Origin of the sequence: Tistrella bauzanensis, from assembly GCF_014636235.1 — a bacterium.
Classification (GTDB): Bacteria; Pseudomonadota; Alphaproteobacteria; order Tistrellales; family Tistrellaceae; genus Tistrella; species Tistrella bauzanensis.
In genome coordinates this window covers 1-21,094 of sequence record NZ_BMDZ01000023.1, presented here as the reverse complement: position 1 = coordinate 21,094, position 21,094 = coordinate 1, and the positions used below count along the sequence as shown (strand labels likewise).

Below are 21,094 nucleotides of genomic sequence, written 5' to 3'. Positions count from 1 at the left end.
ATGACAGGTCAGTTGGCGGCGAGCAGGGCGCCGATCGATCGCCAGGCGAACCACAGCAGCAGCACGCCGGTGGCGGCGCGGGTGAAGACGTCCCACCACGGACTGGTGAAACGATGGCGGGCCAGCACCACCGCCGATGACAGAATGAACGACCAGGTGGCGGCGCCGGCGATCACCGCCAGAGCCAGCACCAGCGCGCCGGCGACGCCTGCCTGGGCCGTGTCCTCACGGCCCATCACCGCCAGCCAGAACGCGATGCTCCACGGGCTGGTCAAGGTGAGGGTGACACCAAGCAGATAGCCGCTGCGGGCGGATTCAAATCGGCTGCCCGATCCGAAATCCATCGGCCTGCCGTCACGATGGGTCCAGGCGGTGACGGCCGCGCCCCGCAGATACACAACACCCAGCACCACCAGCAACCCGCTCGACGCCCATAGCAGAACGTCACGCGTGGCATCGGCCGCCAGCAGCACGCCGGCGCCCAGTGCCACGGCCAGCGCCCAGACGGCATCCCCCGTGCAGCCGCCCAATGCCAGCCCCCAGGCGGGCCAGAAGCCGCGCGTGAGCCCCCGGCGCACGATTTCCGCGTTCACCGGCCCTGGCGGCCAGGCCACCGACCAGCCAAGCACAAAACCGGTGACTGCCAGAGATAGAAATAAAGTGCTTTCCGGTTGCATATTTATCCGCACTTTCCCCTTGATGCGTGGATGGCCTTGATGCGTGGATGGCGACTCAGCCAACCGTCGCCTTATGAGCCCGTGACAGGGCGGCCGTGATCTCCGGATCGATCAGCCCGCGCGCATCGGTCCCGGCGGCGCCATCTTCGGGACGGCCGCCCCGGCTCAACTGTTCAGCCTCGACCGCCCGGAACAGAGCGCGGATATTGCCGCTGCCAAAGCCGGTTGCCCCGCGCCGCTCGACAAACTCCATGAAAAAGGTCGGTCGGGCACCGATCGGCTTGGTGAAGGCCTGCATCAGCAGGCCGCCTCGGTCGCGATCGGCCAGAACCCGCGCCGCGCGCAGCCGCTCCAACGGTTCGGGCAGGCCGCCAAGCCGGTCTTCCAGCACGTCATAATAGCTGCCCGGCACCTCAAGGAAGGGCACGCCCCGCCCGCGCAGGGCATGGCCGGTCGCGATGATATCGCGCACCTGAAAGGCCAGATGCTGCACGCCCGGGCCATGGTTGCGGTCGATGAAATCGGCGATCTGGCTGGGCTTCAATCCCGGTGCCGGCTCCATGAACACCAGCTTCACCGCCGCATCCGGGCTTTCCACCACAGTTGAGCGCATGGCGCTGAATTCTGTTTCAACCGCTTCCTGGTGCCCGCGGTGAAAGCCATGGACAGTGATGTAGTGATCGACCACCGCATCCAGCTGGCCACGATCCACACAGATCGCCGCATGATCCAGGGCCAGGATGCCCGCCGGATCATCGGCTTCACCCTCCGCCGCCCCCTCACTGGTTGTGAAATGCTCAGGCCAGAAATCGGTGCCCCGGCGTTCAACCAGCCGGTGAACGATCCCGGGCACAGGTGCGGCGATGTCGGCCACCACCACCGATGCATCACCGGCGCCGTAACGCCGTGGGGACGAGAGCGCCCGCCCGCCCTGCGCCACGATCGCACGAACGGCGCCGACCGCATCGGTCACGCGAAAGGCGATCACCGACAAGGCCGAGCCGTGTCGCTTCAGTGCCTCGGCACCGGCACTGTCGGGATCAAGCGGCGTCTCCAGCACCAGCCGGGCCGAGCCTGCGGCCAGCACTGTGGCGGCGGCGTCACCGCGCCGCCCGGACGCGATGGTCCTGAAGCCGAACCGGGACGCGAAGAACGGCGCGGCGAACGAGACATCACCGGTTCTGTAAACCACATGGTCCACACACTGAATGACGGTCATCGATGCATACTCCCGGCTTTCGGCATGTCATCCCGGTGCCCGCGGCACCGGTTGGAATGGCGCGCATGGGGCGGTTTCAGGCGGCCGCGGCCGACCCGTCCGCTCCACCCCCCTCTGTCGTGCCATCCGCCCCGATCGAGCGGCCCGCATTTCCATGGTCCACGGCGCCATGGTCCACGGCCATCTGATCGTTCAATGCCAGCACCCGCATGATCAGTGCGATCACCGTCGCCGCGTCGGGCTGTGTCACAACGCCGCCGACATAGCCATCGGGCCGCAGAGCAAACAGGGTGGGATCGCGCCCCGCATAAGCGACGGTCGCCATGCCCTGGCGATCATCGACATGAAGCACGCCATCCGGCAGGCCGTGCAGAGCTGCGCCGGTGGGTGGCATGCAGGCGACCCTGATGGTCGGCGCCATACCCGGCGCGATGCCCGACACCTGAGGCAGTGTCGCATCCAGCGCGCGTTGAACGGCGGTGGCCGCGGTCACCAGTTCCGCCCCGTCCGGCCCCACCAGCAAAAGTAGCAGCACCGCATCCGCCATCACCTGCCGCAGCCGCGTGGCATGCCCCGCCACCAGCACCGGCGCGTCGGGTGCCGGCAGCCCCGGTTGCGGCCGCCCGGAACCAGCGCGGCCGGCGCCAGCCACCAGCACGCCATCATCGGTCACCGGATACCGGTTGGGCTCGGACATCCGGCCGCTGTTCACCCAGGCCCGCGCCGGCGGCCAGTGCCGCGCCAGAGTCAACAACCCGTTGCGCCAGGCCCGCCTTGCACGATCGGGCGGCACCATGAAGCGGATCGTGGCCTCTGTGATTGCCAGATTGTCGCGCGCGGCGGCGCCGCGCTCGACGTCATAGCTGTCGAGCAACCGTGGCGCCGCGTGCCCGTCCAGCACCAGTTTCAGCTTCCAGGCCAGATTGTCGGCGTCCTGGATGCCACTGTTCATGCCACGGGCGCCAAAAGGCGGAAACGCATGGGCGGCATCCCCCGCCAGCAGCACCCGGCCTTTGCGCATCGCCGCCGCCCGGCGCTGGTGAAATCGATAAGTCGACAGCCATTCGATCCGCCACGGCCGATCGCCGGCGATCGCGCGGATCCGCGCATCCAAGCGGCCATCGGCCTGTTCGGCCTCGACATCGGCATCGGGAGGCAACTGCCAGTCGAACCGCCACATCGTGCCCGGTTGTGGGTGTATGACGATCTGCCGGCCCGGATTGCTGGGGGCATCGAACAGAAACTGGCGCTCATGGGGCAGGTCCGCGCCGACATCGATGTCGACGATCAGAAACCGGTCGGCGTGGCTGTAACCCAGCCAGGGGATGCCGGCCGCCTCGCGCACCTGGCTGCGGATGCCATCGGCACCGATCACATAGCGCGCCCGCAGGTGTTCGGGCCCGTCCGGGCCATCGATCATCAGGGTCACGGCCTGGTCGGACTGGACCAGCCCGGTGACCCGCCGGCTCCATAATTCCCGGGTGCGGCCGGTACGGCGCACCCGATCGAGCAGCAATTCCTCGGTTCGCCATTGCTGGATGTTCAGAAATGGCGGCAGAGGGCTTGCATCCGGGGCCTGAAACCGTTTCAGCGCCACATCGATATCCCGGATGCGGGTGCGCGACACATACCAGGGCCGGCCTTCTGCAACCAGATCATCGGCAGCACCCAACTGGTCCAGGATGGTCAGCGCCGCATGCTGCACGCACAGAGCCTTCGAACCCTGGCGCAGCGGGCCGGACCGCGCCTCGATCAGTGTCGTGTCGATGCCGAGCCGGGCCAGACGCAGCGCCAGCGTCAACCCCACCGGGCCGGCACCGACAATGGCAACCGCTGCGTCCGTCATCCGCCCGTGGCGTCCCGGCCCGCCGACCGCGAGGCCGCCCGGCTGGTGGCCACCAGATCGGGGCGTGTCGTGCCCGCGGTGATCTCTCTGCATTCTATCGTCTGCCACAATCATCTCCCCTGATTGTTGGCCCGCAATCGCCTCGGGTATGTTGCGCTGCACTTGCCACGCGCTGCCGCCCCGCCGCAGCACGTGTTCTGCATCGTCAACCTTATGTAGCGATTGCGTCTCGGCCTCAGATTTATATCAAAGGTAGAATCATTTTTCGATCACTTAATCAAAGGTTGATGATTTTGTGAGATTTTCCCGTGAAACGCTGTATGCCACTTGTGCGGTGCACACAGCCTTTCACCGACCGGATCATGCGAGGCGCCCACCGCTCACATGCCCGTGTCGCGCTATATGAAACAGATGATCTCATACTTCCGAATGCAGAATAAGCTGCACGGCCCGGTCGAGATCGGGAGCGGTCAGATCCGGGGCGGGATCGCAGGCGGCGCCGGCAGCCGTGTCACCGATCAACACGGCGCGCGCGCCCACCGCCCGCGCCAGTCCGATATCCGATGGCTTGTCGCCAAACAGGATCGCATCGCGAGGATTGAAACCCAGCCGGGCCGCTGCCCGCCACACCATGCCGGGCAGTGGTTTGCGGCAGTCGCAGCCGTCATCGGGGCCATGGGGACAGATTTCAATCGCGTCGATGGTGATGCCATGGGCGGCCAGCATCGCCCGCATCCGCTGGTGGATCGCTGTCAGCGCATCGGGCCGGATCAGGCCGCGGGCGATGCCCGACTGGTTGGTGACGACCACCAGACCAAAACCCGCATCGACCAGCCGCCGCAACCCCGCCACCGCCCCCGGCAGCAGTTCGAACCGGTCCGGTTCGGCCAGATAGCCGGTGTCGAGGTTGATCGTGCCGTCGCGGTCGAGCAGTGCCATGCGGCGTGGCGCGACCTGAAGGCCGCCGGCGGGCGTTTCTGTCCGGGTCATGTGCGGCTTGGGGCTCCGGTTCGGATGACGATGACGGAATGCGGGCGACAGTCGACAAGCATGGCCGGGCGCGGGTATGGTGAGCGCGTCCGGCCGTCGGTTTCGGGCGGTCCCGCGATGCGGGCCTGCCCGACACCGTCATCGGATAACACGTTCTCGGGGCGGGGTGGAAATCCCCACCGGCGGTATGTGGTCCCGGCGATCCGGAACCGCGAGCCCGCGAGCGCCCGGACGGCTGCGGCGACGCCAGCCCGTCCGGGGTCAGCAGATCCGGTGCGATGCCGGAGCCGACGGTCATAGTCCGGATGGAAGAGAACGGGCAAGGCGCACCCCCGCATCCGGGGCTGCGTGGACCGTGGCGCATGGCGCCGGGGTCTGCGCCGCCACCATCATGCATGGGTGCATCCCCCGTCGCGCCCTGATTCTGGCAAACCGGTATCCTGGATTGATGAGGACCGCCATGAATCAGAGTTCCCGCCTGGGCGGTACGCCCGGTACTATCGCGCATTCGGGCAGCACGCCCGGTACTTTCGCGCATTCGGGCGGCACGCCCGGTACTATCGCACACCCGCGCATCGCCGTTCTGCGTGCCCGCTGGCATGCTGATCTGGTGGATCGCGCCGCCGACGGCTTCATCGCCCGCATGGCCGAGCTTGGCATCGACAAGGACCGGATCGACCTGATCGATCTGCCCGGCGCCTTCGAAATCCCGCTGGAAGCCCAGCGCCTGGCCAAAGCCGGCCGCCATGCCGCCGTGGTCGCCATGGCGCTGGTTGTGGATGGCGGCATCTATCGCCACGATTTCGTGGCCGCCACCGTGGTTCAGGCGCTGATGCGGGTGCAACTCGACGCCGGCATGCCGGTGTTCTCGGTGGTGCTGACCCCCCACCATTTCCACGAACACGACACCCATCAAGGCTTCTTCGCAGAACATCTGGTCACCAAGGGCCGCGAGGCCGCCGATGCCTGCATGGCGACACCGGCGGCACGCGAGCGACTGTCGGCGCCCGCCCCCACAATGGTCGACGTTGCCTGACAGGACATGTAAAACGGCTGCCGGTTGCTATAGCGACCGGCAGCCGCACATCATCGGACATCCAATATCGTTTGGTCGGAAAGCCACCGCGTGATGATCAGCCAGACCATGTTTCAGCCGGCCATGCGGGCCGTGGCCGCCCTCGTACTCGCCGGCGCGGCCGTGCTGGCGGGCACCGGGCAGGGCGTCGCAGCGGCGCCGCCGGTATGCTGGGTGGATGTCGACCGCACCAACGCGCTCGCCACCCGCGCCGCCGCCCAGGATGGCGATTTCGCCGCCGCCGTGCGCAAGCTGCTGGCGCGGACCTGCAAGGCCGGCGACAGCGTGCGCGGCTATGTGCCCTATGCCGCCAATGCCCCGGCCGGCACCGCCAAGGCCGATCGCAGCCTGAACGCCTATCCCGACTGGACGGCCACCGGCAACATCGCCGCCGCCGCCTGCGACACCGCTGCCAGCATCGCCTTCACCCCCAATGTGCCCGGTTTCGTCTGCCGCTATGCCGGCGATTGACGCCCGGCGTCACGGCGCCGCCGGATGTGGGGTCGCCGGTACCGGGGGCCGGCCGAACAGGCCGCGCCAGCCGGTGAACATGGCCACGACCAATGCCAGCAGCGCCACCCCGAAGGGCAGCATCTCGCCCGCCGGATAAAGTCCGCCGATGGCCGATCCCAGGGCATAGCCACCGGTCTGAGCCGAATTCAGCAAGCCTGCCCGCGCGCCGCGATTGCGCGGATCGGCCGTGATCTTTGCAAACAGCGCCGCCACGATCACCGCCATGGCCGAGCCGGTGAGCACCGCCGAGGCCAGGAATGCCCACCAGCCGGCCCCCCACCAGCCGATCGCGATCGAGGCCGGCATCAGCACCAGCGCGACACGCCACGCCGTGGCGGTGGCGGCCGGCCGGCCCGACAATCGCGGCAGCAGCCGGGTCTGCACCACCAGCATCGCCACCGCCGCCACCGCCATGGTGATCGCCACCAGCCGCGATGCGGTATCAGCCGCCATATCCAGCCGGGCCATGGCATGCAGGCCGAAGATGAACTGCATCAGCCCCATGGCGAAGGATCCGATGCCGGCCACCACGAACGGCGCCAGCCGGATGCGCCGGGCCGTGAAGCCCCGCACCCGCACCGGCGACGGTGGCGTCGGCCCGGCATTGGCGGCATGCGATGCCTGCCCCGCCGCCGCCGCGGCACCGCCCAGCCCCACGGCCACGGTGACCGCCGCCGCGGCGCCGATACCCGCCAGCCCCCACAGCGGCGCCACCGGCCCGACCAGCAGCAGGCCCAGAGCCAGCGCCGGCCCGCCAAGCCGGCCGGCGCTGAGGCCGGCGGCCAGAGCCCCCGCCGCCGCCAGCCGGCGATCGGGGCCGGCCAGATCGGCCGCCCAGGCCTGCCCCACCGGATAGATCGCCGATCCCGCCAGGCCGAACATCAGCCGCGAGACCACCATCACGGCGATCGCGGTGTCGTGATCGATCATGCTCCGCGCCAGCAGGTCGGCGGCGGCGGCGAAGACTGCATGCCCCGCCGAGGCACCGGCGAGCCCGATCATCAGCACCGGCCGGCGCCCCAGCCGGTCGCTGACCCGGCCCCAGAGCGGCGCCCCCACCAGGAACGGCGCCACGCCCAGCGCCACCAGCAGCCCCAGCGTGCCGGCATCGAGCCCGGTTGCGGCGATCAGCGCCGGGATCACCGAGACCTGGATCGCCTGACCGGCGCCGATCACCGCCACCGCCGCCGCCAGCAGCCAGAGCGCGCGGCGCGGTATGGCCGCCGGATGAGACGAGAGAGGGGGGCCGGATACCGCGGACATGGGGCAGCGCCTTCACGCAAGGGACTTGATGACGAACGGCCGGACGCAGGCGGGGTGGGTCCATCGGCTAACGGTCTTTTTCGGAGACCATCATAAAGAACAAACAACCCATGGTTAAGATGTTCTGTGCGGTCGCCATGGCATGGGCAATGAACCATGCTGGACATGATTTCCATCATCACGGATTTTTTGCTGTCACCGCATCGCGGGAGCGGCTAGCGTGCGTCGCAGCAAGCACCGACCGTGAGGTTCCCCCGATGTCACCCACCCCGATCGATGTTGTCCACGACCGCGCCGACCTGCGCGGCCGCGTCGGCCGCTGGCGCCGGCGCGACCAGCGTGTCGCCCTGGTACCCACCATGGGTGCGCTGCATGACGGGCATCTGTCGCTGGTGGATCTGGCGCGCGGGGCCGCCGACCGGGTGGTGGTGAGCATCTTCGTCAACCCCACCCAGTTCGGACCGGGGGAGGATTTCGAGCGCTATCCGCGCGACGACGCCGGCGACATTGCCAAACTGGCGCGGGCCGGTGCCGATCTGGTGTGGATGCCACGCGTGACCGACATGTACCGGCCCGACGCCGCGACCACCGTGCATGTCGACGGTCTGACCGACGGCTTGTGCGGCCCGTTGCGGCCGGGGCATTTCGATGGCGTCGCCACCGTGGTGGCCAAGCTGCTGATCGGTTGCGCACCGGATGTGGCGGTGTTCGGCGAGAAGGACTGGCAGCAATTGCAGGTCATCCGCCGGATGGCGGCCGATCTGGACCTGCCGGTCACGATCATCGGCGCACCGACCAGCCGCGAGCCATCGGGTCTGGCGCGGTCATCGCGCAATGTCTATCTGAGCGCCGGCGAGCGCCCGGCCGCCGAGGCGCTGAACCAGGTGCTGACCGACGTGGCCGGTCGCCTGACCGCCGCCGACATTGATGATACCGCCGCCGTTCCGGCCGCCATCGCCGCCGGCATTGCCCGGCTTCAGGCGCTTGGATATCAACAGATTCAGTATCTTCAGCTCGTCGATGCCACCACGCTCGTGCCGCTGACCCTGCCCCCGCCGGCCGGCCGGCCGGCGCGGCTGCTGGTGGCGGCGATCCTGGGGACCACGCGGTTGATCGACAACATACCGGTCGTCCGCGAAGAACTGCCTGGATACCAGGACAGGTCTGTGCGCAGCACCGCAGCGCCCAGTCACACCATTTCATGACATTCGCCGCAGATTGTTTACATCTTCCTGTTCAAGGTTCATGGCCAATGGCGCTACACTTGCCCTTGAAACACGCGCTGCAGATGCAGCTTATAAGAAGCACCGTCGTTCACGACGAGAAAGTGTCAGCATGCCAATGCGGGGTTTGGTGGAGTTTGCCCAGAAGTTAAGGCTGCGCATCGCATCATCGGCCGGCTCCGATGACCGGGAGGCGGAGACTTTGCCCGCTGACGCCACAATCACTGACGCATCATCGGCCGACCATACGGCGACCGCTGATATCCTGACCCGTGAACTGACGGCTCTGGTGGCGCGGGGCGGCCGGACAATGGCGGCCCGGGTGCTGCGCCTGGATCTGAGCCCGATCCGCCTGCGCCTTGGGAACAACTGGCCGGAACGCGCCGAGCGCATCCACCTGGCCACCGAAACCACCCTGCGCCGGTTCATGGGCGACGGCGCGCTGGTGGCGCCATATGGCCCCGATGCCTTTCTGGTGGTGGCGGCGCGGCTGACGCCGGATGCGGCCGCGCTGGCACTGCGGCAGGCTGCCGCCGACCTGACCCGCTTCGTGTTCGGCAATGACATCGATGCCGCGCTGCCCCAGATCGACCGTTTGTTGGGCACCGGCCCCAGCGGTATCCTGTTCGAGCGGATCGATGACGAGCCGGCACCGGATCCGGCGATGACGATCGCCGCCGGGCAGCAGCGGCAACAGCGCGCCACCACGGCCTGGCAGACCGCGCCCGCACGCCGGCATGCCGCAGCGGCGGCCGGGGCCGCCCTGCCACCCATCTCCCCCGCCGCGCCGGAGCATGGCCGGCTGCCGGTGTTCGACACCTTCAACATGCCCGACCTGCCGGATATCCAGCCGGTGGTCCGCTATCTGCCGATCGCGACCCTGAAGACCATGACCATCGCCGCCGGCGCGGTGATGCTGGAACACAAGGATATACTGGGCACCCAGCGCAATCACCAGCTGCTGGGAGATGATCCCGAGCCAGCCCTTCTGGCGGAATTCGACAATCGGGTTCTGGACCGGGCCGCCCGCGATGTGGCGCTGCGCCTGCATCACGGGCTGATCTCGCTGGTGGTGTCGTCAGTGCATTTCAACCTGTTGGCCAGCGGCAGCCGGCGTGCCCAGTATGTGGGCCACCTGCACCGCCTGCCCGCCTCGGTGCGCCGGGCGCTGGTGATCAATCTGGTCGATTGCCCGGGCGACGTGTCGCCGGCGCTGCTGGCAGAGATGATCGCCGGGCTGAAATCCGGCGCGCGCGGCGTGGTCGTGAACCTGCCCATCGGCAATGTCGCCGGGCCCACAGGCGGTGTGACCACCATCGCCAACCTTCAGCCCTTTGCCGATAGCGGCGTCATGGGCCTGTGCCACCTGTTCGACACCCGCATGCCGGAGGCGCCACTGGCGGCGTTGGCCGCCCGGATCCAGCGGGCGCGGCTGTCGCTGATGCTGACCGCCCTGCGTGAGCCTGAACAACTCGACATCGCCCGACGCCTGAATGCCCAGACGGTGACCGGCCGGATCATCGGTCGTGGTGACCCGGAACCACCCATCATTGGCACACCGGTGACACCCGACAGCCGGCGTCGAGCCACGACCCCGCAGCCGGCCAACTCCTGACCGGCCTTGGGTCGCGCCACGACGATCCCCATCTGACCGGTCATGTCTGTGTTTCGTCTGATCCTGATCGTGCTGGCCACGGCCATCGCCGGCGCCGCCGCGGCCCTGTATGCCGGGCTGATCACCATCCCGTCGCGCTATGACCCGTTCGCACCACCGGTGATCGCCGACCCGCCCAATCTGCTGACCGACTGGAAGCTCGGCCGGCTGAAGGACGACCCGTCACAATGCCTGGCCGTGCTCAGCGCAAGCCCGCTCGGCACCAGCCCGGTGCCCGATCGGCAGACCGGCGACAATTGCGGCTTTCAGAACGCCGTCCGGGTCAGCGACGGCGGCGATATCCGGTTCTCGTCGGGATTTACCGCATCCTGTCCGCTGATGGTGGCGTGGTCGATGTTCACGCGTCATCGCCTGCAACCGGCGGCGGACCGGCATTTCGGGTCGCCCGTCGCCCACATCCGCCATCTTGGCACCTATGCCTGCCGGCCGGTGCGCGGCGGCACCACGCCCAGCCAGCACGCCACCGCGAATGCCATCGACATCGCCGGCTTCACTCTGGCCGATGGCACCACGATCTCGGTCGCCCGCGACTGGTCGGGCGACGACCCGGCCAAGGCCGCCTTTCTGCGCGATGTCCGCGATGGCGCCTGCGACCTGTTCCGCAGCGTGCTGAGCCCGGATTACAACGCCGCCCATCACGATCATTTTCATCTCGACATGGGGCGCTGGGGGATCTGCCGGTGACCGGCTTATCTGCCGGCGATCACGTCTGAGGCTCACCCCCGCCCGTCGCGGCCCCCAGCCGGTCCAGGATCACCCGGTCGTCGGCGCTGATCAGCGCCATCATCATTGCCGCGAAGCCAGCCTGCGCGCCGGCGCCGGCTGCAGCGATGGCGGCATCGATGATCACCGCCTGACGGGCGAAGACATCGCGTTCCAGTCTGGCGCCGGCCTCGGTCACATACAGCCGGCGGCGGCGGCGGTCGCCACGGTCGGTTTCCTGGCGCAGATAGCCTTCGTCCAGCAACCGGTTCAACACCCGCGCCACCCCCTGGGCTGTGATGTCCAGAATGTCCAGCATCTCACCCACCGTGACACCCGGCAGGCGGGCCGCGAAATACAGCACCCGGTAATGCGCCCGGCCAAGCCCGAGATCGCGCAGATAGGCATTGGCATCGCCGGTCAATCCGCGATGGGCCAGGAAGAACAGCTGGGCCACGCGATGGGCCGCAGCCTGATTGTCCACCGGATCGCCAGCCGAGCCGGCCATGCGGGCATCGTGGTGAACGGTCGGCAGGCGTGGTGGCTGTGACATCGGATCTCCGGCTGAAGGCAGGGGCGGTGGGTGCCGGGCGGGCCGCAAGAAGACGTCACATGATCCTGCGGTGTGAGATACCGGCTGGTCAAGCGCCGATCGGTGCCAGCCAAATAGAACAATGGAGTTGTGTTACACATAGAAGATGGTAATCTCACTGTTCGGAACACCGCCCTCGATCATGCGGCAGCCAAGACCGCACCATTCCATGGGAGACCCCTCAAGATGACCGCCATCGGCACACCAATCTGCCGCCTGCTCTCGGCGGCCCTGCTCGCCGGCACCGCCAGCCTCGCCATGACCGGCGGCGCGCTGGCCGGCGCCGACGGCGCCGTCAAGATCGGCATCCTGAACGATCGCTCCGGCCCCTATTCCGACGCCACCGGCCAGGGGGGTGTGGTCGCAGCCGAGATGGCTGTCGCGGATTTCGGCGGCAAGGCGCTGGGCAAGCCGGTCGAGATCGTCTCAGCCGATCACCAGAACAAGGCCGATATCGGCTCGTCGACGGTCAATCGCTGGCTGGATATCGACGGCGTCGACGCGATCTTCGACGTGCCCAATTCCGGCATTCTGCTGGCGTTGCAGGAAATCGTCCGCGAGAAGGATGGCATCCTCGTGTCATCGGGCGGGGGCGTGTCCACCTTCAGTGGCAAGGCCTGCTCGCCCTATGGCTTCCAGTGGACCTATGACACCTATTCGGTCGCCAATGCGCTGGGCCGGGCCACCGTCGCCCAGGGCGGCGACAACTGGTATCTGATCCAGGTCGATTATGCCTTCGGCGAGGCCCTGGCCAATGATCTGACCAAGGCGATCACGGAATCGGGCGGCAAGATCGCCGGCTCGGTCAAGCACCCGCTGAACACGCCGGATTTCTCGTCCTATCTGCTGCAGGCGCAGGGCTCGGGCGCCAACACGGTGGCGCTGATCAATGCCGGCGGCGACACGGTCAACGCGCTGAAGCAGGCCAAGGAATTCGGTCTGGCCGAATCGGGCCAGAAGATGGTGGCGATGCTGTTCTTCAACACCGACGTGCTGGCGATCGGCGCCGATACGCTGGTGGGCCTGAACGCGATCAACGGCTATGAGGCCAGCCTGAACGCCGAGACCCAGGCCTTCGGCGAGCGCTTCGCCAAGGCCCATGGCACCTGGCCGACCTCGCTGCAGATCGGCGTGTATTCGGCGGTGAACCACTATCTGAAGGCGGTCGATGCCGCCGGCACCGATGCCCGCGACGCGGTGGCCGCCAAGATGCGCGAACTGCCGGTTCAGGACATCTTCGTCAAGGACGGCAAGGTTCGCGCTGACGGGCTGATGATCCACGACATGCTGCTGACCGAGGTGAAGCCCGCATCCGAGGCCAAGGCGCGCGGCGACGTGTTCAAGGTGGTCAGCGCCATCCCCGGCGATCAGGCCTTCCGGCCGCTGGATCAGGGTGGTTGCCCGCTGGTGAAGTGATCGCAGCGCCATAGCGCCGACACCGCGACAAGAGACAAGAAAAGACCCCGAGGCAGACAACCGGGAAGGAAGCGCCGCCCCCCATGCGTGTGATCGATTTTTTCGACCGGGGGGCGGCCATCGCTCCCGACCGTGAGGCCCTGGTCTCAGCGGAACACCGCCTGACCTATCGCGAGGTCCGGCGCCTGACCCTGCGCATCGCCGCAAGCCTTGCGGCGCGTGCCGGCGGCAACCCCGATGCCGTCGGCACGGTCGCGGTGTGGAGCCCCAACCACGCCATGGCTTTCGCCTGCCTGCTGGGGGGCTTGCGCGCCGGCGGCATCTGGGCGCCGATCAACGCCCGCAGCCATGCCGACGACAATATCGATTTCCTGGCCACGGCTGATTGCCAGCGGCTGTTCATCCATTCCAGCTTCGCGCAGCACCTGCCCGCCATCCGCGCCGGCGTGCCGACGCTTCAGGACGTGGTGTGCATCGATCAGCGCCTTGATGGCGTGCCGTCTCTGGATGACGTGCTGGCCGGTGCCGCCGATGCCGAGGCCCGCGCGCCCGATCTGCGCCCCGACCCGCAGCGCATCGCCGCCTATTTCCCGACCGGCGGTACCACCGGCCGGTCGAAAGCCGTGACGCTGACCGAACAGGTCTGGTCGGCGCTGGTGGCGATCACCCATGCGGCGATGCCGCCGGTCGACCATCCGGTCTATCTGGTCGCGGCACCGATGACCCATGCCGCCGGCGCCATGGCGCTGCCGATGCTGGCCGCCGGCGCCAAGGTGGTGATCATCGACCGCGCAGATCCGCTTGAGGTGATGCAGGCGATCGACCGCGAGAAGGTTACCGACCTGTTCCTGCCACCGACGGTGATCTATGGCATGCTGGGCCATCCGCGCCTGCGCGATTTCGACTACAGCTCGCTGAAGCACTTCATCTATGCGGCATCGCCCATGGCCCCCGACAAGCTGGCCGAGGCGATCCGGGTGTTCGGCCCGGTGATGGCCCAGACCTATGGCCAGGCCGAGGCGCCGATGCTGTGCACCTTCCTGTCACCGGCCGATCACGCAGCCGCGGCCGCCGACCCGGCCCTGGCCCACAGGCTGGCCTCGTGCGGCCGCCCCACCCTGCTGGCGCGGGTGGCGATCATGGATGATGACGGCCTGCTGCTGCCGCCGGGCGACCGCGGCGAAATCGTGGTGCGCGGCGATCTGGTCATGGCCGGCTATCACAAGAACCCAGCCGCGACCGAAGAGGTCAGCAGCCATGGCTGGCACCATACCGGCGACGTCGGCTGGATGGACGACGACGGCTATGTCTATATCGTCGACCGCAAGAAGGACATGATCATCACCGGCGGCTTCAACGTCTATTCGGCCGAGGTGGAGAATGTGATCCAGGGCCATGCGGCCGTGCAGAATTGCGTGGTCATCGGCGTGCCCGACCCGAAATGGGGCGAGGCGGTGACCGCGGTGGTCGAGCCGGTCCCCGGCGCCACCGTCACCGAAGACGAACTGATCGCGCTGTGCCGCAGCCGGCTGGGGCCGGTCAAGACGCCGAAATCGGTGCTGTTCGAAGACCATCTGCCGCGCAGCCCGGTGGGCAAGATCCTGAAACGCGCGGTCCGCGACCGGTTCTGGACCGGCCGCGACCGGCTGGTCTGAGACGGCTGGTCTGATACAGACATGCTGCCGTGGCCGGGGCACCGCCCCCACGGCAGCACCACCGGCACCACAAGCCCGGCCGTGGCGGTCAACCCCGTGGCGGTCAACCCCGGGCCGGGGCGTCCGGATCGCCGTCGACGGCGCGTTCGCCGGCTGGCAGGGCGGAAATGCTGGCACCATCGAGCCGCGCGCCGCACAGCGGACAGTCCATCAGCGCCAGGGCCTGTTCGATATGGTCCGGCGTGGCGCCCTGGGCGACCATCGCGGCCCGCACCTCAGCCCGGAAGGCCAGATGCCGGCGCTGTTCCGCCAGCACGCCATCCAGCACCGCGCCGGCGGCCCCGGATGCGGGTTCAACCGTGAAGGCCGCGGCCGGACGGGCACCGGCGAACAGCGCCACCGCGCCGGCGCCACCGGCAATGCCGGTCAGAAAGCGCCGGCGGCCGGTGTCATGCCGCCTGGCACTCATGCCACAGCGCCTTTTGCGGGCGGTTCCTCGTGGATGACCGCGTCGACGCGGTCGGCACTGATCTGTCCGGTCATCTTGACAATCTCGACATCCGATAGAAGAGCCGCTCACTCACAGGCGCCGGTCTCGGCACGGGATTCGATGGAGGTCAGGCGTGCCGAGATTGAGAAACCACCATAGTCGATGTCGAAGCGACGCACGATCCCATTTGGCTGCATCTGATAGATCAGCTCATAGACCGGTGTCTCCGCCGTGTCGCCGGCATCGAAGAAGGCGAGCCGCATCGGATACACCGTTTCGCTGCGCAATGCGCCGATATCGGCATCTGAAGCCGCACCCTCCGGCCAGTCCAGATCCCCGGCGATCGGCCGCGCCTTGCCGATATGGGCGCTGACATAAGACAGGCTGTCGGTGCCGGAGCCGGTCAGCACCATGTCGCGCACGAAGGGCTGGCCCGCGGCGGCGGCGGCCAGCAGTTTCTCGGTATGGGCCGTGGGCAGCAGCGCGCCGGCGGGCACCGTCTCGGTCAGACCGGGCGGGTTGGCGAACCGCAGCCGCGCCGGCTTGTCGACGGCGGCACGATCCAGGTTGGCGATGGCGAGTTCGACGGTGTCGCCATTCTCGCGTTCTTCATACCGGAACCGGAAATGGCGGCCGTCGTCATCCTCCTCGGCATCGAACAGGATGTCCGACACCACCGGCTCGGCCTCGACAAAATCGATCTCCATCCGGCTCGCCTGCAACACCGACCAGCCCTTGCACATCCGGTCGAAGATCACCGTCATGTCGCCGGTCACGGCGGCAATGCCGCTGTCGCCGGTGGCATCGGCAAGCGTCATCGCATAATGCGCGCGGTGCGGCACGGACCGGGGTGCCGGCTCGGCCAGCGCCGGAATGGCCAGCGCCGGAATGGCCACCAGTGCTGCCACCGCCATGGCCATAGCACCCCCGGTCAGCCGGATCAGCGGCATGGGCCGGGCGGAAACGGCAGCGGCGGTACAGGCATGGCGGGTCATGGGCAAGGGCTCCGGGGGGGGGGGCGATGGCGCGGGGACGGAAAATGGCACGGGGATCGCGCGGGCAGCGCAAAGAGGGCTGACATGGCGATCCCTGAGCCGTGCCGTCAACAAGCGGTGCTGCGGCGGGCGAGTGTGCCATGCGCCATCGGGGCTTCCAAGCCCCGCGCGGGCGGCCGGGGCTTCAGCCGCCCCGCTTGCCGCCGATCCCGCCATCCAGTGTTGCAACCGCGCCGTAAAGGTCGGGCCGCCGATCCCGGAACAGGCCCCACGACGCCCGCAAGGCCCGGGCGGCGGCAAGATCGATCTCGGCCACCACCACCGCATCGCCGGTGCGACCGGCCTCGGCGACGATACCGCCGGTGGCGTCGGTGACGAAACTGGATCCATAGAAGGTGAGGGTCGCCTCGCGGCCCACCTCGGTGCCGACCCGGTTGGTGGCCACCACCGGCACGATATTGGCGGCGGCATGGCCCTGCATCACCCGGCGCCAGTGATCGCGGCTGTCCCAGTCGGGCGCCTGCGGCTCCGATCCGATCGCGGTCGGATACAGCAGGATGTCGGCGCCCATCAGCGCCATCGACCGCGCCGCTTCGGGGAACCACTGATCCCAGCAGATCGCGGCCCCCACCCGGCCGATGGCGGTGTCGAACACCATGAAACCAGTGTCGCCGGGCGAGAAATAGAACTTCTCCTGATAGCCCGGCCCGTCGGGAATATGGCTCTTGCGATACAGGCCCAGCACGCGGCCATCGGCGTCGATCATCGCCAGGCTGTTGAAGAAGGCAGGCCCCGCGCGCTCGAAGAAGCTGACCGGAATGACGACGCCCAGTTCTGCCGCCAGCGCCTGCATGCGGATGATCGCGGGATTGTCCCTGAACGGCCGGGCGGTTTCGAACCAGGCCGGATCCTGATCCTTGCAGAAATAGGGCAGTTCAAACAGCTCCTGCGGCAGCACCAGCCGGGCGCCGGCGGCGGCGGCGGCGCGCACCATGTCCTCCACCCGGTCGAGATTGCGGTCGCGGTCGTCCTCCACCTGCATCTGCAAGGCGGCGACGGTCAGGTGACCCTCGGACATGGATCGGCACTCCCTGGCGGTCTGGCTGCGACATCTGGATGTCGTGCATGCAGGCTAGCCGCCCCTGGCCCTCGGCCGCAACCGCCAGTGATGTGACATTCCGGCGGCCCGCGACCGATCCGCCACGCCTGTTTCCAATATGAAATAGAAGACACCTGATCATGGATATTGATCTTGACGCATACGTTAAGCACGTTTAACGATCATAACCATGTACGACATAATCTCAAAAATAAAGAACGTATAGCGCGAAATCTGCCACCGGCCGTCATCACGGCCGGCGCATATGGTTCAGGGAGACCGCCCATGCCCCGCCCCGCCCCCACACCGCCCATACCCCGCCCCGCCCCCACCCTTCGCACCACGCCCGGCACCGCCAGCCTGACCGCCGCCACGGCCACCGCCATCGTCATGATCCTTGCCGCCGGCCCGGTATCGGCCGCCGGCTTCTTCATTCAGGAGCAGAGCGTGCAGGGCGTCGGCCGGGCATTCGCCGGTGACGTCGCCCTTGGCGAAGACGCCTCCACCATCTTCACCAACCCGGCCGGCATGACCCGCCTGAAGGGCCGGCAGGCGCAACTGGGTGGCCATTATCTGATTCTGCGCGCCACGCTGACCGATACCGGGTCGTCCGCCACCACGCTGGGCAGCGGCGGCGCCAGCGTGCCGCTGGGCGGTGGTGACGGCGGCAATCCGTTCGACGACACCCCCGTGCCGAACCTGTACGCGGCGGCACCGGTGGATGACGAAGGCCGGCTGTGGCTGGGCGTCGGCATATCGGCCCCCTTCGGTCTGGTCGCCGATTATCAGGACGACTGGTTCGGGCGCTATGACTCGACCAAGACCGACCTGAAGACCATCGACATCGCCCCCAGCATCGCTTTCAAGGCGGCGCACTGGCTGTCGGTGGGGGCGGGTTTCGACATCCAGTATGCCGATGCCACGCTTGAGAACGCGGTGCCGAACGGGCTGGCTCCCGGCGGCCCCAGCGCCGCCACCGACGGCCATGCGCGGGTCCAGGGTGATGACTGGAGCGTCGGCTATAATCTTGGCGCGCAGTTCACGCTGACGCCTGCGCTGCGGCTGGGCGTGCACTACCGCTCGGCGATCAGCCATGATCTGAAGGGCACCGCGTCGCTCACCGGCCTGACCGGCCCGCTTGCGGTCGCCAATTTCAACACCGATGGCAGCGCCGCCCTCGACCTGCCGGCCATCGCATCGGCCGGCGTCGCCTGGGATGCCACCGACCGGCTGACCCTGCTGGGCCAGGTGAACTGGTATGAATGGAGCCGGTTTCACGAGATCCGGGTCAAGTTCTCCAACGGTCTGCCGGATTCGGTCAAACAGCAGAATTATGAAGACAGCTATGGCGTCAGCCTGGGAGCACAATATCGGTTGAACGAGGCATGGACCCTGCGTGGCGGTGCCCAGTGGGACGAGACCCCCACCGTGAACGGCTTCCGCACCACCCGCACGCCGGATGGCGACCGGCTGTGGCTGTCGACCGGCGCCAGTTGGGCGATCAGCGATGCGGTGTCGCTGGATATGGCCTATGCCCATATCTTCGTCGACGACGCCACGATCGATCTGGACGAGCCGGCCGGCGCCGGCACTGGCCGGGTGCGGGTGAAGGCGGATGTCGAGAGCAGCATCGACATCGTCAGCCTGCAGGCGCGGCTGCGCTTCTGATCGCAGGCGCCGGTGCGCGGCCGGTTGATCGCAGGCGCGGGCGCGCGGCCGGTCAGGCGCCCGGCTGCGGCACCGGCCCGCCGCTGGCGGTCATCGCGGCGGCGATGGCGGCGGCATCCAATGCCGGCGCCTGCGGCAGAGCCACCGCCAGCCGGGCAAGGCCGCCATAGCCGGCCAGCGCCCTGCACGACACCTGCTCGATCGCCGCGGCCGGCAGGGCGCGCGACAGCAGCCGCAGCGCCACATCGTCATTGCCATCGTCAAAGGCCGGCACCACCAGCCGCCGGCCATCGCGCAGCAGGCTCAGATAGCTCGCGGGCAGCAGCCGGCCATCCTCGGAACGCGGCCGCTTGCGCGGCAGCGGCACCGGCACCACGGTCAGAAGCCGGCCATCGGGCTGGGTCGTCACCTCCAGCCGCAGCCGGGTTTCATGCAGGGCCGGCTGATCGGGGTCGCCATCAATGGCGGTGGCCACGGCCACCACGCCCGGCGCCAGGAACCGCACCACGCCATCCAGGCTGCCCGGCCAGTCGTCTTCCGAAAAGCCGCCGGGTACCCAGATCACCCGCTCGGCATCCAGGCTGCGGCATAACAGATCGGCCACCGCCGCGCGGGCATCGGGATCGGCCGTGGCGAGCAGGGCTTCGCTTGCCACCACCATTCCGTGGCCGTCGCCGGCGATCATCTGTGCGCGGCCGGCGACCGGCGCCAGGGCACGCATCGCCGCCGCGGCCTCGCCATGGCCGCCCAGCCCCAGAAGCCGGGCGGTGATGTCGCAATCCGGGTCGTGGTCGATCGCAGCCGCATCGGACGGCGGCGCCCAGTCCAGCGCCTGCGGCCGGCCGTCGGGGCCGTGGCCCATCATGGGCAGACGATCGGCGAAACAGCGCAGGCTGCCGCCCCATGACGACACCCGAACGCCGGCGCCGCACCGCATCGAGGCATCGGCAAGATCGCCCGGCCGCGCGACCACCGCCACGGTCGTGTCGCGGGCCAGCAGGCGCGCCGCCTCGGCAATGGCAAGCCCGGCATCGCGCGGGTCGGTGAAGCCGTCGACGGCCGATGGCCAGACCGCGAGCCAGATCGCGGCCGGACGGTCCGGCGACGGCAGAAGGCAGACCGGGTGCAGATCGATGGCACCCGGCGGAAAAGCACTGTCGGACATATGGCGTCTCCGCTCCGGGTCGCTGGGATCTCAATGCGCGTATCGGTGATCGGAGGGTGCAGATGATGCGGGCCATCGCCGATCCCGCCCCCCCTGTTCGGGGGCGGGTCTGATCTGCCCGTCCCGGGGCATCATCAGGCGTGGCGTTCTGTCCGGTCGCCCAGGCGGCCGGCGTTCCGCTTTGTTGTTGGCGTGTCGCAAGATAGAAGTCTACCGCGCATCGGGCCAACACTGCAATGACCCGCGATTGACGCCAGGGCAACGAGTCCAGGTTAACGCGCTTGCAGAGCCGCCATGAGGTATTGTGTGTCCCACGTGGCAAGTTTGCGCCTGGCCTTGATGGAGAGCTTACCTGGTATGGCGCGGATGAGATTGAGGGCGAGATGTCTGACCATGGCCATGTTCGTGGCGCCGTGCCCGCGTCTGAGCCGGGATTGATCCTCCTTGAACTGAACGTCGAGCACCCAGTGGAGGCCGTTCTCGATGGCCCAATGTGCTCTGGCTGCTTGGGCGAATGCCTCTGCGGAGAGGATCCGTGATGATATGTAGCAGCGGCGCTCGACCTTGATTTCGTCGGCGGTCTCGATGCGTGTCTCGATCATTGCGATGGTTTTGAGCCCTTTGAAGCGGGGCTCGTCGGGATAGCGCCGACTGCCGCTCATCCAGTCGACCCGCTGGGAGACCAGATGGCGGCGGGTTTCGATGCGGCCGTGACCTTTGTCGTGCACGATGAGCGCATCGATCTCATCGGGGGGATGTCCCGGTCATTGTTGAAAAAGGGAGAGCGGCGTTGCTCGCCTTGAGCCGTTAGGCTCGGGGTGTCGAATCCTC

Annotated in this window: 19 protein-coding genes and 1 riboswitch; of the genes, 8 read left to right on the top strand and 11 right to left on the bottom strand. The window is 68.0% G+C overall.

The window, feature by feature from the left end:
- Positions 1-8: 8 nt before the first annotated feature.
- The 4 genes from IEW15_RS11145 to IEW15_RS11130 all read right to left on the bottom strand — a co-directional run bounded on the left by IEW15_RS11145 (position 9) and on the right by IEW15_RS11130 (position 4,732).
- Entirely contained in the window at positions 9-677 is a 669-nt protein-coding gene (locus IEW15_RS11145; protein WP_268237156.1) for a LysE family translocator, read from the bottom strand.
- 55 nt (positions 678-732) lie between these two features.
- Entirely contained in the window at positions 733-1,896 is a 1,164-nt protein-coding gene (gene hppD / locus IEW15_RS11140) for a 4-hydroxyphenylpyruvate dioxygenase (protein WP_188577833.1), read from the bottom strand.
- Between the two features lie 76 nt (positions 1,897-1,972).
- On the bottom strand, positions 1,973-3,742 hold the full coding sequence (locus IEW15_RS11135; protein WP_188577831.1) for an FAD-dependent oxidoreductase: 1,770 nt from the start codon (positions 3,740-3,742) through the stop codon (positions 1,973-1,975).
- A gap of 417 nt (positions 3,743-4,159) precedes the next feature.
- Positions 4,160-4,732: a D-glycero-alpha-D-manno-heptose-1,7-bisphosphate 7-phosphatase gene (locus tag IEW15_RS11130; protein ID WP_188577829.1), complete on the bottom strand. Its 573-nt coding sequence runs from the start codon at positions 4,730-4,732 to the stop codon at positions 4,160-4,162.
- A gap of 148 nt (positions 4,733-4,880) precedes the next feature.
- Positions 4,881-5,053, top strand: a riboswitch (FMN riboswitch).
- Positions 5,054-5,192: 139 nt separating this feature from the next.
- Between IEW15_RS11130 and IEW15_RS11125 the strand changes: the two genes are divergently transcribed.
- Positions 5,193-5,768, top strand: a complete 576-nt coding sequence (locus IEW15_RS11125; RefSeq protein ID WP_188577827.1) for a 6,7-dimethyl-8-ribityllumazine synthase — start codon at positions 5,193-5,195, stop codon at positions 5,766-5,768.
- Positions 5,769-5,861: 93 nt separating this feature from the next.
- On the top strand, positions 5,862-6,278 hold the full coding sequence (locus IEW15_RS11120; RefSeq protein WP_188577825.1) for a hypothetical protein: 417 nt from the start codon (positions 5,862-5,864) through the stop codon (positions 6,276-6,278).
- A 9-nt stretch (positions 6,279-6,287) separates the two neighbouring features.
- On the opposite strand, the gene IEW15_RS11115 is transcribed toward IEW15_RS11120, so the two are convergent.
- A complete protein-coding gene (locus IEW15_RS11115; RefSeq protein WP_188577823.1) occupies positions 6,288-7,583 on the bottom strand; it encodes an MFS transporter in 1,296 nt (431 codons plus the stop codon).
- 257 nt (positions 7,584-7,840) lie between these two features.
- Between IEW15_RS11115 and panC the strand changes: the two genes are divergently transcribed.
- The 3 genes from panC to IEW15_RS11100 all read left to right on the top strand — a co-directional run bounded on the left by panC (position 7,841) and on the right by IEW15_RS11100 (position 11,165).
- Positions 7,841-8,788: a pantoate--beta-alanine ligase gene (gene panC / locus IEW15_RS11110; protein WP_188577821.1), complete on the top strand. Its 948-nt coding sequence runs from the start codon at positions 7,841-7,843 to the stop codon at positions 8,786-8,788.
- Between the two features lie 220 nt (positions 8,789-9,008).
- Positions 9,009-10,421 (top strand): hypothetical protein, encoded by a 1,413-nt coding sequence (locus IEW15_RS11105; RefSeq protein WP_188577819.1) that lies wholly within the window; start codon positions 9,009-9,011, stop codon positions 10,419-10,421.
- Between the two features lie 42 nt (positions 10,422-10,463).
- Positions 10,464-11,165: an extensin-like domain-containing protein gene (locus IEW15_RS11100; RefSeq protein WP_188577817.1), complete on the top strand. Its 702-nt coding sequence runs from the start codon at positions 10,464-10,466 to the stop codon at positions 11,163-11,165.
- Between the two features lie 19 nt (positions 11,166-11,184).
- Here the strand turns inward: IEW15_RS11100 and IEW15_RS11095 are convergent, their stop codons facing one another.
- Entirely contained in the window at positions 11,185-11,736 is a 552-nt protein-coding gene (locus IEW15_RS11095) for a MarR family winged helix-turn-helix transcriptional regulator (RefSeq protein ID WP_188577816.1), read from the bottom strand.
- A 225-nt stretch (positions 11,737-11,961) separates the two neighbouring features.
- On the opposite strand from IEW15_RS11095, the gene IEW15_RS11090 reads away from it, so the two are divergent.
- Together IEW15_RS11090 and IEW15_RS11085 are read left to right on the top strand one after the other, a co-directional pair.
- Entirely contained in the window at positions 11,962-13,191 is a 1,230-nt protein-coding gene (locus IEW15_RS11090) for an ABC transporter substrate-binding protein (protein WP_188577814.1), read from the top strand.
- 83 nt (positions 13,192-13,274) lie between these two features.
- The gene (locus IEW15_RS11085; RefSeq protein WP_188577812.1) at positions 13,275-14,846 is read left to right on the top strand and encodes a class I adenylate-forming enzyme family protein; all 1,572 of its coding nucleotides are present in this window, start codon (positions 13,275-13,277) and stop codon (positions 14,844-14,846) included.
- A gap of 103 nt (positions 14,847-14,949) precedes the next feature.
- On the opposite strand, the gene IEW15_RS11080 is transcribed toward IEW15_RS11085, so the two are convergent.
- The 3 genes from IEW15_RS11080 to aguB form a co-directional block, all read right to left on the bottom strand.
- Positions 14,950-15,315 carry a hypothetical protein gene (locus IEW15_RS11080; RefSeq protein WP_188577810.1) on the bottom strand — a complete coding sequence of 122 codons (366 nt, stop codon included), beginning with the start codon at positions 15,313-15,315 and terminating at the stop codon, positions 14,950-14,952.
- A 107-nt stretch (positions 15,316-15,422) separates the two neighbouring features.
- Positions 15,423-16,331, bottom strand: coding sequence for an EipB family protein (locus tag IEW15_RS11075; RefSeq protein ID WP_188577808.1), 909 nt, complete (start codon positions 16,329-16,331; stop codon positions 15,423-15,425).
- A 184-nt stretch (positions 16,332-16,515) separates the two neighbouring features.
- A complete protein-coding gene (gene aguB / locus IEW15_RS11070; protein WP_188577806.1) occupies positions 16,516-17,409 on the bottom strand; it encodes an N-carbamoylputrescine amidase in 894 nt (297 codons plus the stop codon).
- Between the two features lie 306 nt (positions 17,410-17,715).
- On the opposite strand from aguB, the gene IEW15_RS11065 reads away from it, so the two are divergent.
- A complete protein-coding gene (locus IEW15_RS11065) occupies positions 17,716-19,098 on the top strand; it encodes an OmpP1/FadL family transporter (RefSeq protein ID WP_188577804.1) in 1,383 nt (460 codons plus the stop codon).
- Positions 19,099-19,150: 52 nt separating this feature from the next.
- Here the strand turns inward: IEW15_RS11065 and IEW15_RS11060 are convergent, their stop codons facing one another.
- Positions 19,151-20,263 carry an agmatine deiminase family protein gene (locus tag IEW15_RS11060; protein WP_188577802.1) on the bottom strand — a complete coding sequence of 371 codons (1,113 nt, stop codon included), beginning with the start codon at positions 20,261-20,263 and terminating at the stop codon, positions 19,151-19,153.
- A gap of 272 nt (positions 20,264-20,535) precedes the next feature.
- The gene (locus tag IEW15_RS11055) at positions 20,536-21,006 is read right to left on the bottom strand and encodes an ISAs1 family transposase (protein WP_268237158.1); all 471 of its coding nucleotides are present in this window, start codon (positions 21,004-21,006) and stop codon (positions 20,536-20,538) included.
- Positions 21,007-21,094: the final 88 nt, after the last annotated feature.

Bases quoted from the DNA above. Each gene is read 5' to 3' on its own strand.
- IEW15_RS11145 (WP_268237156.1), bottom strand. From the start codon at position 677: ATGCAACCGGAAAGCACTTTATTTCTATCTCTGGCAGTCACCGGTTTT.
- hppD (WP_188577833.1), bottom strand. From the start codon at position 1,896: ATGACCGTCATTCAGTGTGTGGACCATGTGGTTTACAGAACCGGTGAT.
- IEW15_RS11135 (WP_188577831.1), bottom strand. From the start codon at position 3,742: ATGACGGACGCAGCGGTTGCCATTGTCGGTGCCGGCCCGGTGGGGTTG.
- IEW15_RS11130 (WP_188577829.1), bottom strand. From the start codon at position 4,732: ATGACCCGGACAGAAACGCCCGCCGGCGGCCTTCAGGTCGCGCCACGC.
- IEW15_RS11125 (WP_188577827.1), top strand. From the start codon at position 5,193: ATGAATCAGAGTTCCCGCCTGGGCGGTACGCCCGGTACTATCGCGCAT.
- IEW15_RS11120 (WP_188577825.1), top strand. From the start codon at position 5,862: ATGATCAGCCAGACCATGTTTCAGCCGGCCATGCGGGCCGTGGCCGCC.
- IEW15_RS11115 (WP_188577823.1), bottom strand. From the start codon at position 7,583: ATGTCCGCGGTATCCGGCCCCCCTCTCTCGTCTCATCCGGCGGCCATA.
- panC (WP_188577821.1), top strand. From the start codon at position 7,841: ATGTCACCCACCCCGATCGATGTTGTCCACGACCGCGCCGACCTGCGC.
- IEW15_RS11100 (WP_188577817.1), top strand. From the start codon at position 10,464: ATGTCTGTGTTTCGTCTGATCCTGATCGTGCTGGCCACGGCCATCGCC.
- IEW15_RS11095 (WP_188577816.1), bottom strand. From the start codon at position 11,736: ATGTCACAGCCACCACGCCTGCCGACCGTTCACCACGATGCCCGCATG.
- IEW15_RS11090 (WP_188577814.1), top strand. From the start codon at position 11,962: ATGACCGCCATCGGCACACCAATCTGCCGCCTGCTCTCGGCGGCCCTG.
- IEW15_RS11085 (WP_188577812.1), top strand. From the start codon at position 13,275: ATGCGTGTGATCGATTTTTTCGACCGGGGGGCGGCCATCGCTCCCGAC.
- IEW15_RS11080 (WP_188577810.1), bottom strand. From the start codon at position 15,315: ATGAGTGCCAGGCGGCATGACACCGGCCGCCGGCGCTTTCTGACCGGC.
- IEW15_RS11075 (WP_188577808.1), bottom strand. From the start codon at position 16,331: ATGACCCGCCATGCCTGTACCGCCGCTGCCGTTTCCGCCCGGCCCATG.
- aguB (WP_188577806.1), bottom strand. From the start codon at position 17,409: ATGTCCGAGGGTCACCTGACCGTCGCCGCCTTGCAGATGCAGGTGGAG.
- IEW15_RS11065 (WP_188577804.1), top strand. From the start codon at position 17,716: ATGCCCCGCCCCGCCCCCACACCGCCCATACCCCGCCCCGCCCCCACC.
- IEW15_RS11060 (WP_188577802.1), bottom strand. From the start codon at position 20,263: ATGTCCGACAGTGCTTTTCCGCCGGGTGCCATCGATCTGCACCCGGTC.